The 14,416-nt window shown below is 47.1% G+C and carries 18 protein-coding genes; 11 read left to right on the top strand and 7 right to left on the bottom strand.

The genetic code is table 11. The features are described 5' to 3' along the window. The 3 genes from AAHB90_RS09100 to AAHB90_RS09110 are packed head-to-tail and all read left to right on the top strand — an operon-like array spanning nt 1 to nt 1,299. A complete protein-coding gene (locus AAHB90_RS09100; protein ID WP_342084623.1) occupies nt 1-522 on the top strand; it encodes an NADH-quinone oxidoreductase subunit J family protein in 522 nt (173 codons plus the stop codon). After that, nucleotides 519-830 carry an NADH-quinone oxidoreductase subunit NuoK gene (nuoK, locus tag AAHB90_RS09105; protein ID WP_342084624.1) on the top strand — a complete coding sequence of 104 codons (312 nt, stop codon included), beginning with the start codon at nt 519-521 and terminating at the stop codon, nt 828-830. The genes AAHB90_RS09100 and nuoK overlap by 4 nt, the downstream gene beginning before the upstream one ends. Nucleotides 831-852: 22 nt before the next feature. Further along, on the top strand, nt 853-1,299 hold the full coding sequence (locus AAHB90_RS09110) for a DMT family transporter (protein WP_342084625.1): 447 nt from the start codon (nt 853-855) through the stop codon (nt 1,297-1,299). A gap of 54 nt (nt 1,300-1,353) precedes the next feature. Here the strand turns inward: AAHB90_RS09110 and AAHB90_RS09115 are convergent, their stop codons facing one another. Beyond that, entirely contained in the window at nt 1,354-1,860 is a 507-nt protein-coding gene (locus tag AAHB90_RS09115; RefSeq protein ID WP_342084626.1) for a DUF6265 family protein, read from the bottom strand. A 100-nt stretch (nt 1,861-1,960) separates the two neighbouring features. Then, nucleotides 1,961-3,853, bottom strand: a complete 1,893-nt coding sequence (locus AAHB90_RS09120; protein ID WP_342084627.1) for an amidophosphoribosyltransferase — start codon at nt 3,851-3,853, stop codon at nt 1,961-1,963. Nucleotides 3,854-4,185: 332 nt separating this feature from the next. Here AAHB90_RS09120 and recO point away from each other — a divergent pair, with 332 nt between their 5' ends. Together recO and AAHB90_RS09130 are read left to right on the top strand one after the other, a co-directional pair. Further along, nucleotides 4,186-4,881 (top strand): DNA repair protein RecO, encoded by a 696-nt coding sequence (gene recO, locus AAHB90_RS09125; protein ID WP_342084628.1) that lies wholly within the window; start codon nt 4,186-4,188, stop codon nt 4,879-4,881. 69 nt (nt 4,882-4,950) lie between these two features. Further along, nucleotides 4,951-5,652, top strand: a complete 702-nt coding sequence (locus AAHB90_RS09130) for a hypothetical protein (RefSeq protein ID WP_342084629.1) — start codon at nt 4,951-4,953, stop codon at nt 5,650-5,652. A gap of 3 nt (nt 5,653-5,655) precedes the next feature. Here AAHB90_RS09130 and AAHB90_RS09135 read toward each other — a convergent pair whose 3' ends face one another. Both AAHB90_RS09135 and AAHB90_RS09140 read right to left on the bottom strand, forming a co-directional pair. Then, nucleotides 5,656-6,090, bottom strand: a complete 435-nt coding sequence (locus tag AAHB90_RS09135; protein WP_342084630.1) for a DUF3299 domain-containing protein — start codon at nt 6,088-6,090, stop codon at nt 5,656-5,658. Nucleotide 6,091: 1 nt separating this feature from the next. After that, on the bottom strand, nt 6,092-6,496 hold the full coding sequence (locus AAHB90_RS09140; RefSeq protein ID WP_342084631.1) for a hypothetical protein: 405 nt from the start codon (nt 6,494-6,496) through the stop codon (nt 6,092-6,094). 178 nt (nt 6,497-6,674) lie between these two features. Between AAHB90_RS09140 and AAHB90_RS09145 the strand changes: the two genes are divergently transcribed. After that, complete coding sequence (locus AAHB90_RS09145) at nt 6,675-7,127, top strand: copper chaperone (protein ID WP_342084632.1); 453 nt, start codon at nt 6,675-6,677, stop codon at nt 7,125-7,127. A 363-nt stretch (nt 7,128-7,490) separates the two neighbouring features. Here the strand turns inward: AAHB90_RS09145 and lptB are convergent, their stop codons facing one another. Next, nucleotides 7,491-8,222 (bottom strand): LPS export ABC transporter ATP-binding protein, encoded by a 732-nt coding sequence (gene lptB / locus AAHB90_RS09150; RefSeq protein WP_188939002.1) that lies wholly within the window; start codon nt 8,220-8,222, stop codon nt 7,491-7,493. 20 nt (nt 8,223-8,242) lie between these two features. Then, nucleotides 8,243-9,955, bottom strand: coding sequence for a single-stranded-DNA-specific exonuclease RecJ (gene recJ, locus AAHB90_RS09155; protein WP_342084633.1), 1,713 nt, complete (start codon nt 9,953-9,955; stop codon nt 8,243-8,245). Between the two features lie 118 nt (nt 9,956-10,073). Here recJ and ruvX point away from each other — a divergent pair, with 118 nt between their 5' ends. Genes ruvX through AAHB90_RS09170 form a run of 3 tightly spaced genes read left to right on the top strand, consistent with a single transcriptional unit; the run spans nt 10,074 to nt 11,938 of the window. Beyond that, nucleotides 10,074-10,487: a Holliday junction resolvase RuvX gene (gene ruvX / locus AAHB90_RS09160; protein WP_342084634.1), complete on the top strand. Its 414-nt coding sequence runs from the start codon at nt 10,074-10,076 to the stop codon at nt 10,485-10,487. Between the two features lie 48 nt (nt 10,488-10,535). Continuing rightward, entirely contained in the window at nt 10,536-11,123 is a 588-nt protein-coding gene (def, locus tag AAHB90_RS09165) for a peptide deformylase (protein WP_342084635.1), read from the top strand. A 23-nt stretch (nt 11,124-11,146) separates the two neighbouring features. Then, on the top strand, nt 11,147-11,938 hold the full coding sequence (locus AAHB90_RS09170; RefSeq protein ID WP_342084636.1) for an amidohydrolase: 792 nt from the start codon (nt 11,147-11,149) through the stop codon (nt 11,936-11,938). A gap of 24 nt (nt 11,939-11,962) precedes the next feature. Here AAHB90_RS09170 and gatC read toward each other — a convergent pair whose 3' ends face one another. Further along, nucleotides 11,963-12,250: an Asp-tRNA(Asn)/Glu-tRNA(Gln) amidotransferase subunit GatC gene (gatC, locus tag AAHB90_RS09175; RefSeq protein WP_342084637.1), complete on the bottom strand. Its 288-nt coding sequence runs from the start codon at nt 12,248-12,250 to the stop codon at nt 11,963-11,965. A 626-nt stretch (nt 12,251-12,876) separates the two neighbouring features. Here gatC and AAHB90_RS09180 point away from each other — a divergent pair. Together AAHB90_RS09180 and AAHB90_RS09185 are read left to right on the top strand one after the other, a co-directional pair. Then, nucleotides 12,877-13,716 carry a MotA/TolQ/ExbB proton channel family protein gene (locus AAHB90_RS09180; protein ID WP_106594043.1) on the top strand — a complete coding sequence of 280 codons (840 nt, stop codon included), beginning with the start codon at nt 12,877-12,879 and terminating at the stop codon, nt 13,714-13,716. A gap of 61 nt (nt 13,717-13,777) precedes the next feature. After that, nucleotides 13,778-14,392, top strand: coding sequence for an ExbD/TolR family protein (locus AAHB90_RS09185; RefSeq protein ID WP_342084638.1), 615 nt, complete (start codon nt 13,778-13,780; stop codon nt 14,390-14,392). The last annotated feature ends 24 nt before the right edge of the window (nt 14,393-14,416 follow it).

The following is a 14,416-nucleotide window of genomic DNA, read 5'->3' on the forward strand; positions in this document are numbered from 1 at the left end:
ATGGAAACAGTTATATTTTATGTATTTTCTGCATTGACCCTCGCAGCCGGACTACTTATTCTTTTTTCTAAAAACCTGATTTACGGGGCCTTCGCTCTGTTCCTGGCACTCCTGGGGGTAGCTGCATTGTATGTGCTCGCAGGCGCGGATTTCCTTGCGGTTTCGCAGATCATGATCTACGTGGGAGGTATTCTGGTGCTGCTCATATTCGGGATCATGCTGACGCAGAAGAAAGAGAAAAGCGATGATTCGTCACGGCATAACCGCATTGAAGTACCTATAACGAGGAAAGTTTGGGGCTTTTTCGTCAGTGCAGGCTTATTCGGATTGTTGTTGAAGGTGATTATGTCCTCGGAATTTAAGATGGCTGGCGCGGAAATGAGCACCAAATCGACTATCAGGACTATTGGCGTGGAGCTGATGACCAGTCATTTATTACCTTTTGAAATAGCCGCAATCCTGTTGTTGGTGGCGCTTATTGGTGCAGCCTATCTCGCATTAAACCGAAATCCGACCGCATGACAACCATACCGGTACAATATTATCTGGTCGTCGCAGCTGCATTGTTTTGCATTGGACTGGCTATTGCTATTACCAAGCGACATTTTATCGGCATGCTGCTCGGGATCGAACTGATGCTTAATGCAGTCAATATAAATTTGGTAGCGTTCGGCCGGCACGATACGGAGCGATTAAGCGGGCAGCTTTTTGCGCTGTTTGTGATTGTCGTTGCGGCCGCCGAAGTAACCGTGGCGCTGGCGATTATTCTGCGCGTTTACGGCCGTTTCAAAACCGTCGACCCCGACAAGGTAAATGAATTGAAGCAATAGCTTAAAAAATCCCATCCATTGCATGAACTGGATTTTCCTGATCTTCGCTTTTCTCATTGGTATCAGCAACGCCGTGCAATCGGGCGTGAATACGCAGCTCCGCGAGTCGATCAATAACCCGATTCTCGCCGCAATGACCTCATTTTTTGTGGGGTTAATGGTCCTTACCATTGCATTCGCATGCTTCAATCAAAATCCGATCCCTTCTTTGGCAGACCTCAAACAGGTTTCCTGGACACGATTTATGGGCGGCGTGCTGGGTGCATTCTACGTCATCACCGTTATTTTCATCGTGCGCAACATTGGTCCGGCCAATATGATGTGTCTCGTTATTGCCGGCCAGATGGTGACTGTAATGACCATCGATCATTTTGGTTTACAGGGCTTTGCCGTGCATCATATGAATTTGCCACGTATTCTGGGCACGGTACTGCTGGTGGGTGGTGTATATCTTATCCTAAAAAATTAGGACATAAAAAAGCAGCAACCTTTTGGATTGCTGCTTTGAAAACATTCGAAATGCTCAGGGGATTTTGTTGAAAATGAATAGATCCACAAAACTCCATTTATCATTTTCTTTCTTTCCGCGCTGAATGACCAGTTGAGTAGGGGACCGTCTTTCATAAATGATCCGCACCGACGCGTCGTCCTTTTCAAACAAAGCCTGGTTCTTTTTAGCCTCGATAAATTTGTAGCGGTCGGCTACCTCTTTTTCTTCCAAGGAGATCATGCCGGGTTTGAAATGCTTCACCATCGCCACAGGGCCATTCTCGGTCTGCTCGAACGCAAAGATCTCGTAGAGCGCGGGTTTGTCATCTTTAATCATCCGGATGAAGCCGACAATGTTGTTTCCCTTGGGAGCAGTCCAGGAAGCTTCGATAGGTCCCCCATTATAGGTTCCCAGCCAGCGGCCGTCAAGGAATGCGATGTCGTTCAGGGTACCTTGCGCCTGAGCAAAAGTTGCCGTTAATACCAGGGCAAATGCCAGACAGGTTTTTTTTACTAACCGGATTGTGTTGGATTGGGTCATGAGATTTAGGTTGTGAATTGAGGCGGCAAATTAATAGAAATGTAGCGTAAAAAAATAGCCGGCTCGTTTCCAAGCCGGCTATACACTCACATTGCTATGATCAATAAGCTCTCTCCAATTTGCCTTCGTAAGAGTTGGTAAAGGCCTTGTTTACTACTTTATTTCCACCCTGTGTTGGATAGTTTCCGGTGAAGTACCAGTCACCCAAATGGCCTGGACACGCTTTATGAAGGTTCTCAACAGTTTGGAACACTACTGAGAGCTCGGCATTCAAGCCTTTCGGGCGGATGATTTCCGCGATTTTTTGTGAAATCTCTTCATCGCTGAAAGGCTCATAAAGTGCTTTCACATAGTTGGTATGGTATGGATTCTTCGTTGCCAACGCTGTTACACTTTGCGTGTAAGCATCTTCCAGCATATATTCCATATCACGCTCTTCGAGCAATTTCAATACCGCACGGTAAGCGACAAAATCTTTCATTCTCGACATATCGATACCGTAGCAGTCGGGGAACCGGATTTGCGGTGCCGAAGAGGCTACGACGATCTTTTTCGGTTTCAAACGGTCGAGCATGGTCAGAATGCTCTTTTCCAGCGTGGTACCGCGAACAATAGAGTCGTCGATGATTACCACCGTATCGACATTTTTACGTACCACCTCGAAAGTTGTATCGTACACACTCGAAACCATGTCGTCGCGCAGGGCGTCGGCGGTGATGAAGGTGCGGGATTTTACATCCTTGGTCACCAGTTTCTCGATCCTCGGGCGGAACGAAAGCACTTTCTCAAGATCGGCTTCGAAAAGAATGCCTTCCATGATAGCCTGCTTGCGTTTCTTGGCCAGATATTCTTCCAGACCTTCGATCATTCCAAGGAAAGCCGTTTCAGCCGTGTTCGGAATGTAGGAGAAAATGGTGTTTTCGAGGTCGTAGTTAACTTCTTTAAGGATCTGCGGGATTAGCAGTTTACCTAGTTGCTTGCGTTCGTTATAAATATCGGGATCGGTACCGCGGGAGAAATAGATGCGCTCAAAACTGCATGAGCGTTTTTCGAGGCGGGGCAAAATCGGAAACTCGTTGTATTCGCCGTTCTTGTCGATGATCAATGCAGAGCCCGGCGTGATTTCCGTGATCTGATTATAATCTACATTGAATGCAGCTTTGATAGCCTGCTTTTCAGATGCTACTACAACTACTTCATCATCAGCATAGTAGAATGCTGGGCGGATACCTGCCGGGTCACGGATCACGAATGACGCGCCATAGCCGGTAAGGCCGCACATGGCATAGCCGCCGTCGAAGTCGCGGCATGAGCGGTAGAGCAAGCGCGGCAGGTCGATATTGTCTTCGATCACGTCGGACAATGTCGGGTTTTCGTAAATCCCCTTAAAGCGTTCGAACACCCGCTGGTTTTCTTCATCCAGGAAATGTCCAATTTTTTCCATTACCGTTACGGTATCGACTTTCTCTTTTGGATGCTGGCCCAATGAGACCAGTTTGCCAAAAAGCTCATCCACATTGGTCATGTTGAAGTTCCCCGCCATCACCAGGTTACGGCTTCGCCAGTTACTTTGGCGCAGCATCGGGTGGCAGTTTTCTACTTCATTAGTGCCGTGTGTGCCGTAACGAAGATGTCCCAGCCAAACTTCCCCCGTAAAAGCCAGATTTTCCTGCAACCATTTTGCGTCGGCAGCATGGTCCCGGTTATTTTTAAGGCCTTTTCGGAATTTCTTGTGGATTTTAGAGAAGATATCCGTAAGTGGCTGAGGTTCTACGGATCTGTATCGGCTGATATAACGTTTCCCCGGCGGGACGTCGATCTTGATATTGGCTACCCCGGCTCCATCCTGGCCCCGGTTGACCTGCTTTTCCATCATTACAGAAAGCTTATGGACAGCATACAGCGGCGTTTCGTACTTGTCGATGTAGTATTGATAAGGCTTTCTAAGACGGATAAGTGCTATGCCGCACTCATGCTTAATGGCGTCGCTCATAAGAAGAGTTGTGCTGTTAGAGATATTGGTGTTTGCTGGTATGCAAAGCGTATTCCCTGAATATTAGCCTAACGAATTTCAATTCTTGTTTAGTTCGTTATTTCTCACAAAGGTACAAATCCTTTGGCTTAAAAAACTCCAAAATTTGTTCAATTTTTCAAATCAGCTCGCCGGTTAAAAGCGCCTGGAAGGCATTGGTGCTATAATGGTAGAAATTATAGGCCTATCCCATCTCCTCCATGATGTTTCAACCGCCTGATTCAAGCTCATTATAAGCTGTCAATTACTAGAAAGATAACTATTTTTGATCAATAGGATATTAAAATTTTTATATGCTTCATAAAACACGCGGTATCGCATTGAGCTACATCCGGTACAAGGAATCTTCCATTATCGCGAAGATCTACACGGAAGCCTTTGGTATACAGACTTATATTGTGAACGGCGTCCGGAGCAGTAAGTCCAAAACCAACCGGATCGCGTTTTTCCAGCCGCTCACGTTGCTCGATCTGGTGGTTTATCATAAAAACAAAGAAGACACTATCCACCGGATTTCCGAGATCAAATGCTACTCGCCATTCTTTTCGATACCCTTTGACGTAATAAAATCAGGCCTGGCGCTTTTCATGACCGAAATGCTTGGGAAAACTTTGCGCGAGGAGGAAAACAACGAGCCATTGTTTCATTTTATTGAGCAATCGGTGCTGTATCTCGATGAGGCCGAAACGGATTTTGAGAATTTCCATATTCAGTTCCTGATGCAACTGGCACATTATCTGGGCTTTGGCGTAGAAACAGCCGATGATCTCGAAAGTGAGTTGAAAGACAATCATTTTCCGGGCCAGCCCGATGCAACAGAGCACGCAGCCACCGTACAAATGCTGGAAAATGGCTACGGTTTGTCCATTCCATTGGACAGAGTGCGACGGATCAGCATTCTGGAAAAGCTCATTTTCTTTTACAAAATCCATATGGACGCGCTGGGAGAGGTCAGATCGCTGGATGTTTTGCGGGAAGTTCTGCGCTGAAAATTGCTTCGCACCCGAATTGGCATAATTTTGATAACGTATATGGTAACTCTCATCAAACCCATAACAATGAAATCTATACTGACGACCGCCTTTTTGTTGATCGCTTTCCTTTCGTTAGCTCAAGCGCCCAAGGGTGCATGGAAGTCGCAGGAACCGACGGGTAGCGCTTCGACCCTCATTGTGGCCGATAATTACCTCGTTATCGCTTCTTACAGCATTGGTAACAAGTATTTTGAAAGAACCGAAGGCGGCCCGTTTACGATGAGTGGAGACAAAATGACCTACACGCCGGAGTTCAATTCCGCGGACACGGCGAAAGTCGGGGTTCCTATTGAATTTACCGTGACCGTCAAGGATGATATTCTGACACTGCGTTATGAGGAAGCGATGGTGTGGATGCGGGTCGATGACGCCAACAATGTGCCGATGGCAGGTGCCTGGCATATTACGGAGCGTGATAACGGGAATGGGGAACTAGTCAAAATACACCAGAATGGTACGCGGAAAACCTTGAAGTTGCTGTCAAAAACCCGTTTTCAGTGGTTTGCTATCGATCCGGCGGTGAAGGGGTTTTATGCCACAGGGGGCGGTACTTACACGGCCAAAGACGGGAAGTACACCGAAAATATCCAGTTTTTTTCCAAGGATAATAATCGGGTGGGCTCCTCTCTCAAATTCGACTACAAACTTGACAATGGCCGCTGGGAGCATAGCGGCAAGAGCAGCGACGGAAAGCCTGTGCACGAGATCTGGGAGAAAATTCCCTGATATTCAATCGGTCACCGCGGCGTCTCTCAAAATGTAGTTGAGGTGGTCGACGTCATTTGCATTTAGTAACAGTTTGCCGCTGACCGTCACAACTTCATCGGTCCGGAAACGTTGCTTTTTCTTTCTGAATTGCAGTTCTATAATGGATTCGGGGCCTGCTCCGCCACAAAAAAAGCAAGCTGCCATCGGTTTGGCGGAAATCACGTAAATGTTATCGTTTTCGTCCACCGGGATCATGTAGCCCCGGATGGTGATTTCCTTGCCCTGCAACGCATTCACCGACGGTCCGAAAGTGGGATACAGGAAATACATGCTCAGCTCTTTGTTAAGTTTCCGGGTAAACCGAACGTCGGCAAGCCGTTTCCAACTGATTTGCAGCGGTTCTGCCCGAAATGTAAAAGCGAGCAACGGAATAAGCAGGATAGCGAATCGGTTCATATTACAGGCTATCAAGTTTTGCAATCGCTTCTTTCAATTCATCAATGGCTGCCTTGGATTGCCGCTGATAATCCAGCATCGACTCCTCGGTCATAGGCGGGGCGGACTTGTGTTCATGCGCATCATGCCCGTGATCGTGTGCATGCGCAAATCCCGGCACTTCGATCATATTCTCTTCCCACATTTCAATCAGGTTCTTTAAACTATCGATTTGTGATTTCCTCGCATCGCTTCCCGCGTGCGACGACAGGCTTTCGAGCTTTGATTCGAGTTCTTTTGAAATTTTGATGGCTTCAAGATGCAAGCGGTTAGCTTCAATTAGCTGAGGGCTTTTTTTCTCTTTCCCGGTGCAGGCAGCGGCCGTCAGGGAAATGGCCAGCAGAAAAATAGGGCGGATAAGATTCATTTCGGATGGAACTTCATTAAATGCAACGATGTTGCAAAAATGATTTAAATACTTTTAACACGCAAGAATCGCGTCCATTTCTTTCGCTATGCGAGGCTTTTATTCCCTGTCTTTCAGTTTAATAATTACCGTTTTACATGTGGGTTGTTGCATACTTCCCGTATTATCCCTGGCGTCCTTGCCGATTTTTGACGCCGGATTTCTGGCCAGGCATCAGACAATGCTTACGGTTCTGCAATGGGTAGTATTTATCGCGCTGAACGCCCGGTTAGCTGCTTTTTACTTTTGGAATAAAAACTTTCATAGCCGGACGGAGACATTGTCGTATTTCCTCGGCTGGTTTATCGCATTGTCGGGATTAATTATCAGCCGTTGGGAGCCATTCAAGAGCGAGGAACAGGTACTGGCCCAGCAGCATTTTGAGCGTTTCAAATCCCATAGACAGCTCCGCATTGAGCTGACTCACCCGGATAATGCGCAGGAACTACTGGCAGACTTGCGGGAAATCGAAGGCATCCGGAAAGGAAGTATAGCCCTTGAACCAGAATCGGTAACCCTTTCCTATTATAAGGAGAAGGTTTCGCCGGAGCACATTCTGGCGGTTTTGAAAAGCAAAGGACATCTTAAGTGACCAAAGTGCCCGTTTAGTTATTTAGATTTATTCAAAATAATTTTCACTAAACATTTGAATGATTCTAAATAGGTAATATATTTGCCTCAGTTTTAACGGCAATGTGGATGAGCGCTTTTACAATTAATGATTACAATGCGGGGTCGGAGCAGGGGTGTTTCTGGATGAAAAGCTTCGAAGACAGCACCGAATGCGTGTTTAAGAAGTGTTGCGAGAAATATAAGAAGAAGGGCAAGCATTGTAAAAAGTGCCCTAGGAAGTAGCATCGTTGTTACTCTTTTTGACTAGTAATACAGTTCATGGTGAATAATTGTAAGAGAGGGAGTGCCGCCTGAGCGTTCCCTTTTCTATGCTGGAGACATTTCAGATCTTCCTTTTCAATTCGAAATTCTGCCCCAGGTATACTCGCCGCACCTGCTCGTCTTCGGCCAGTTCTTCGGCAGATCCCTGTTTCAATATCTTTCCTTCAAACAGCAAATATGCCCTGTCGGTAATCGAGAGGGTTTCGTTTACGTTGTGATCAGTGATGAGGATGCCGATATTCTTGTGTTTCAACTTCGCCACGATGCTTTGAATATCTTCCACGGCAATAGGATCGACGCCCGCGAACGGTTCATCGAGCAGGATAAATTTCGGGTCCACAGCAAGCGATCTCGCGATTTCCGTCCGGCGGCGCTCGCCACCCGAAAGTACCATCCCCTTGCTTTTGCGGACGTGCCCGAGGTGAAATTCCTCAATCAGCTCCTCTACCTTATGTTTCTGATCCGCTTTGGAAAGATCAGTCATTTCAAGGACGGCTTTGATATTTTCTTCCACCGTTAACGTCCGGAATACGGATGCTTCCTGCGCGAGATAGCCTAGCCCTAGGCGCGCGCGCTTGTACATGGGCAGGTTCGTGATATCCTTGTCGTCGAGGTAAACTTTGCCGCTATTGGGTTTCACCAGGCCTACCGCCATATAAAAGGAAGTGGTTTTGCCGGCACCGTTCGGCCCAAGCAGCCCTACGATCTCGCCCTGCTCGACCTGATAGCTTACATTATTATTAACAAGACGAACCCCGTATTTTTTGACGAGGTTTTCAGTTCTTAGTATCATTGTTCGTTTAAGTTCTTCCTTCAATGAAGCTTAATGTCTTTCAACGAAAGCTGTAAGGTTTTCTTGTCGCGGAAATTGTTCTCTTCGAGGCAATAGCAGATCGAGAAGGGCCTTCCGTTGACAATATCAGGATAAAAATGGCCCATTCCGAAGCCGACGGCCGTGAAGACAGCCGAGTTGTTTTGTTTTACATCAAATTTGATATGCTTTTCTTTCATCAAAAACGGGCGGCCAACCAGCGTCATATTCCGTGACTCGAAAACCGGCGTCATATTCCCCGGCCCGAATGGGCCCATCTGGCGAAGGATATTATAGAATTTTGGGGTAATCGCTTCCAGTTCAAGCAGCATATCGACATTAATCATCGGCACGAGCTGGTCGGGCTGGATGCGGCTGCTAACGATTTCGTTGAACCGCGTTCTGAATGCATCCACATTATCCAGCGATAAAGTGAGTCCCGCAGCAAATGTGTGCCCGCCATATTGTTCCAAAAGGTCTGCACATTCTTCGATCGCCTCATACACATCGAACCCCGGTACCGAACGGGCAGAACCGGCTGCTTTTCCATGCGATTGGGTGAGAATGATGGTAGGGCGGTGGTATTTTTCGATACAACGGCTTGCCACAATTCCGATCACCCCTTTGTGCCAGTCTTCCTTATATAATACGGTACTTTTCGCATTCGAAAACCATTCGTCGTTTTCGATCATAAAAAGTGCCTGCTCGGTAATGCTCGAGTCGAAATTGCGGCGTTCGCTGTTATGCTTATTGATTTCTTCCGCAAATTCCATCGCCTCTTCCTCGATCTCGGAAAGTAGTAATCGAACGGCTTCTTTTGCATGCTTGATCCGCCCTGCCGCATTGATCCTAGGTCCAAGTCCAAAAACGACATTGGTAATATCCAGCGCACCGCTGATGCCTGAAATTTGTATCAAGGCTTTAATGCCCGTTCGCGGTTGCGCATTGAGCCTTTGCAATCCGTAAAATGCTAATATGCGGTTCTCTCCCGTAATAGGAACGATGTCAGAAGCAATGCTGACAACCAGCAGGTCGAGGTAATCGTACAGTGTTTCGGGATCGAGGCCCTGTTTGATACAAAATGCCTGCAAAAGTTTGAAACCCACGCCGCAACCCGTCAGCTCTTTGTAAGGATATAAACAGTCTTCCCGCTTTGGATCCAGTACCGCGGCCGCAGGCGGAAGCTCGTCGCCCGGACGGTGGTGGTCGCATATAATGAAGTCGATACCTTTTTGAGCTGCCACGGCTACTTTGTCCACCGACTTTACACCGCAGTCGAGGGTTACTATTAATGTATAACCATTGGCGCCGGCCCATTCCACACCTTGCCACGAAACACCGTAGCCTTCCTCGTAACGATCGGGAATGTAGTAATCAAGATTCGGGTAAATCCTTTTGAGAAAACCATAGAACAAAGCCACGGAAGTAGTACCGTCAACATCGTAATCGCCGTAAACCAGTATTTTCTCATTGGAATCGATCGCTTTGATCAGGCGTTCCACAGCTCGTTCCATATCCGCCATCAGGAACGGATCATGCAAATGCTTGATGTCGGGCCGGAAAAAATCGCGGGACTGGTCGAAATCGAGGATGCCGCGCTGAACCAAAAGTGTTGCCAGCGAGGGGCTTACTTTCAGTGATTCGGCCAGCCTCTGTGCAACTTGTTCCTGTTCAGGGGTAAAGGGAGGGTAATGTATCCAGCGCTTTTCAATCATAGGGCAAAGATAATCGGTTTCCGGAATGCTTGCTGCCAAAATGTGCAATCGGCCGGGCAATCGGGAAAAGCTAACCGAAAGGTCTTATCTTTGCAAACTATTAACATATTTTAAGCCCATGCCACGTCTTCTGGCGATCGATTACGGTGCCAAACGCACCGGAATAGCCGTTACGGACCCGTTGAAAATCATCGCTACCGCGCTCGATACCGTCCCCACGCATCAGCTGCCCGATTTTCTCAAGAAGTATATGCTGACCGAGGAGGTGGAAGCATTTGTCGTTGGAATGCCTAAAAAGCTCGATAATACGGACAGCGAGAATGCCGCGAGGGTTACTGCATTTGTAAAAACATTACAGAAAGTATTTCCTGAAATCCCGGTGCATTTACACGATGAGCGTTTTACGTCGTCGATGGCGTTACAATCCATGATTGCTTCCGGGTCGAAAAAAAGCGACAGACGGGAGAAGGGTAATATCGATAAAATCAGCGCCACGATTATTCTTCAGTCTTTCATGGAAAGCCGCAGGTAGAATTTGTAAGTAGTACATATTATATAGGAAGCAAAAGTTTTAATAAACATGATTTATCCAATAGTTGCATACGGTGACCCGATCCTGAGAAAACCAACCCGCTTTATCGAAAAAGATGAAGTGGATTTGAAGAAACTTTCGGAGGATATGTTCGAAACTATGCACGGCGCGAATGGCGTGGGCCTGGCCGCCCCGCAGATCGGTCTGAACATCCGCATTTTCGTCGTCGACGGTACACCGTTTGCCGAAAGAGATGAAGAAGACGAAGAGGACGAGCCGGATTTGTCATTGGTCGATTTCAAAAAAGCATTCATCAATCCTGAGATCCTGGAAGAAACCGGTGAAGAATGGGCATTCGAGGAAGGCTGTCTGAGCATTCCCGGCATTCGCGGCGATGTGTACCGCCCCGAAACGCTCCGCATCCGCTACCGCGACCTGGACTGGAACGAGCATGAAGAGACCTATTCCGGCATGGCGGCGCGCATTATCCAGCACGAGTACGACCATTTGCTGGGCAAATTGTTCGTGGATTACTTGCCGACGCTCAAAAAGCAATTTATCAAGAAGAAACTGACCGATATTTCCAAAGGGAACGTGGATGCCGATTACCGCATGCGTTTTCCAAGCCGCAAATAGGTTTTAACCACCAGTATCCGGTCATGCAGGAAAATAAGGAACTCCTTTCCATTGCGTTGGTACAGGCCGACCTGCATTGGGAAAATGTAACGGCCAACCTTGCCGCATTCGAAGAAAAGCTGGCAACATTGCCGGAGCCGGTCGATATGATCGTGCTTCCGGAAATGTTTAACACCGGTTTCACGATGGATACAGCGCTTGCCGAACCGATGAACCTGACCACGACCCGCTGGATGAGGCAAATCGCCAAACAGTATCATGCAATAGTAGTGGGAAGTTTCGCGGTAAGTGAGGGTGGCAGTTTCTTTAACCGGCTGCTTTGCGTACGCCCGGACGGGACCTGCGCGCAAAGCGATAAGCGACATCTTTTCAGGATGGGGGAGGAGAACAACCATTATACGGCCGGCAATGTGCGACTGACGATTGAATGGAAGGGGTGGAAAATTTGCCCGCTGGTTTGTTACGACCTCCGGTTTCCGGTTTGGAGCCGCAACCTGCAAAGCGATCCTTACGACATCCTATTATATGTAGCGAACTGGCCCGCGCGCCGCGCGCATGCGTGGAGCACGCTCTTGCAGGCACGGGCGATCGAAAACCAATGCTATGTGATCGGGGTAAACCGCGTCGGGACCGACGGGAACGGTTTGGAATACCGGGGGGACTCCGTCGCGCTCGATTACCTGGGCGAGCCTTTGGCAATGCTCACGAACCAGGAGACGGAAAAGATCGTCCACATTTCAAAAGCAGATCTGAACGCATACCGGCAGAGCTTTCCTGCCTTGTCTGACGCCGATGACTTCGAAATCCGTTGTTGAGGTATAGGACATTGTGTCCTATACTTACTCAATCACTTTGGGTACCATTATATAGGTACTGTTTTTCGACGGCGCATTGGAGAGCGCTTCCTCACGCGTAAGCGTATTTGCGCCTTTATCATCCCGCCAGTTATTTTCTTCGTCCAGCACGTGCGTCAAAGGCTCCACTCCCTGCGTATCTATTTCATTGAGCTGGTCCATCCAGGTAAGAACCGAGTCCATACTTTGTAAGAGCGCTGCTTCTTCCCCGGGCCTGATCTCCAATCGTGCGAGGTGCGCGATCTTTTTGAGCGACTCCTGATCGATCTTCATGTATTTTAAGAATTTGTTAAGTTAACGGACACACTGACTGTGGAAAGCCAAAATTACCGGATTTTTGTCATTCCCCCAGTGGTACGCTCCGGGAAATTGAGTGACGAGCGGTTGCAACGGCGAAAAAACCGGGAAGCATGGTGGATTGATTTAGTCAAACTTTAGGAAGCGGCGGAAAATCCCGGGCACCGAATTTTAAAATTGTTGTTAAGACACATAGTAGGAGAAAAATAATATTTGCTTTTCTAAGGTAATCTTGAAATATTTTGAAACACAAATCTCCTCACTAAAAAACATGTTGCTACATATGAACGCAAAGAGTGCAATTATATAGAGGTTCCGGCATGGCTGGTATACTCCTATGGATCAGTATTAAAACTAGAATTTGTACTAAAAATAGAAGGGAGGGGATTCTTTAAATTATGCAATTCGGAACCGTTTCTGCGAAAAATCTGAGAAAAAATCTGCCGAAACGCTTGCTTTTTTTTAAAAGGAAAACTCATACTTTTGTAGATGTCGTTTATCCGAAAAGCATTCAAAATTTTATTTTACGAAAACCAGTTTAAACCAAAAGTTTTATTTAATTCACAACCAAAATCTCAATTTAACCTTTAAAAGTAAGTCTGATGGAAAAGAAAGCTACAAGTCCGGCACCAGCTCCAAAGCCTGCTGCGGCAGCAACAAAAGGCAAAGGCGGTTTGAACCCGGCATTGGTAATCCCTCTACTTTTTGCGATTGCACTTTGCGTTTACATTTTCGTGTTGGGAGCTCCCGAACACTTTAAAGACGGCGATCACGAAAAAGGACCTATCGATGGTGATTACTACGGAATCGTTTACAAGGGAGGTCCTATCGTACCGATCTTGATGACGTGTTTCCTTGTTGTATTGACCTTTACAATCGAGCGTCTGATCACTTTGAGCAAAGCAAGCGGAACAGGAAGCATCGATTCATTCGTGCGTAAAGTGAGAAGCCTGCTTGACAAAAACCAAATCGAAGAGGCTATCAAAGAATGCGACAAACAAAAAGGATCTGTTGGTAACGTAATTAAAGCAGGTCTGTTGAAATACAAGCAGTTGACTACTGAAACTGCGCTCGACAAAGAGCAAAAACTGGCGGCTCTTCAGAAAGAGATCGAAGAAGCTACTACACTTGAACTTCCAATGCTTCAGAAAAACCTTACCATTATCGCTACATTGGCGGGTGCATCTACCCTCTTGGCGCTTCTTGGAACGGTAATCGGTATGATCAAGGCGTTCGCGGCTCTTGGTACATCAGGTTCTCCTGACTCTGCTGCTCTTGCAACCGGTATCTCTGAGGCCCTTATCAATACCGCTCTTGGTATCGGTACTTCGGCTATCGCTACAATCTCTTACGCTTACCTGAACAGCCGTGTTGACGATCTTACTTACAGCATCGACGAAATTGGCATGAGCCTTCAGTCGAACTTTGCTGCGCATTATTGATAGTTCGCTGAACTATTTTATAGTGAAGTTTCGTTAATATAAAAAAAACTTATATATTTGTATGGGAAAGGTAAGGCCTAAGAAACATGCGCCGCATACTGATATGACGGCCATGACGGATGTTGCCTTCTTGCTCTTGACGTTCTTCATTATGACGGCGACTTTCAAGTCGAACGATGCAGAGATTACAACACCTACATCGATTTCGCAGATCAAAGTGCCAGATGATAAGATCATGGTCATTAGCATTGACAAAGCAGGGAAAGTGTTCTTTGGTGTGGATGCCCAGCCTACTCGCATTGCGATGCTGGACAACATCGGACAAGCCAAAGGCATCACTTTTACTGACACGGAGAAGGCAAAGTTTGCACTGCAGTCGAGCTTTGGTTTTCCTCTGAATCAGTTGAAGCCCTGGTTGAACATGCCAAAAGAGCAAATGAGCCAGGTGAAGCAACCAGGGATCCCGGTAGACTCGACAGGCGCAAGCGAATTGGCAGACTGGGTTTATGCTGCACGTAAGGCGGATAGTCAATTGCGTATCGCATTGAAGGGCGACAACCTGTCGAAATTCCCTGCGTTCAAAGACGTACTTGCAAACCTGCAGTCGCAGAACATCAACAAGTTCAACCTGATTACAGGTAGCGAACAAGCACCGGCCGGTTACACAAACGAATAATGTTATCATTTAATAATTAGAAGA

Origin of the sequence: Dyadobacter sp. OTU695, assembly GCF_038440355.1 — a bacterium.
Lineage (GTDB): Bacteria > Bacteroidota > Bacteroidia > Cytophagales > Spirosomataceae > Dyadobacter.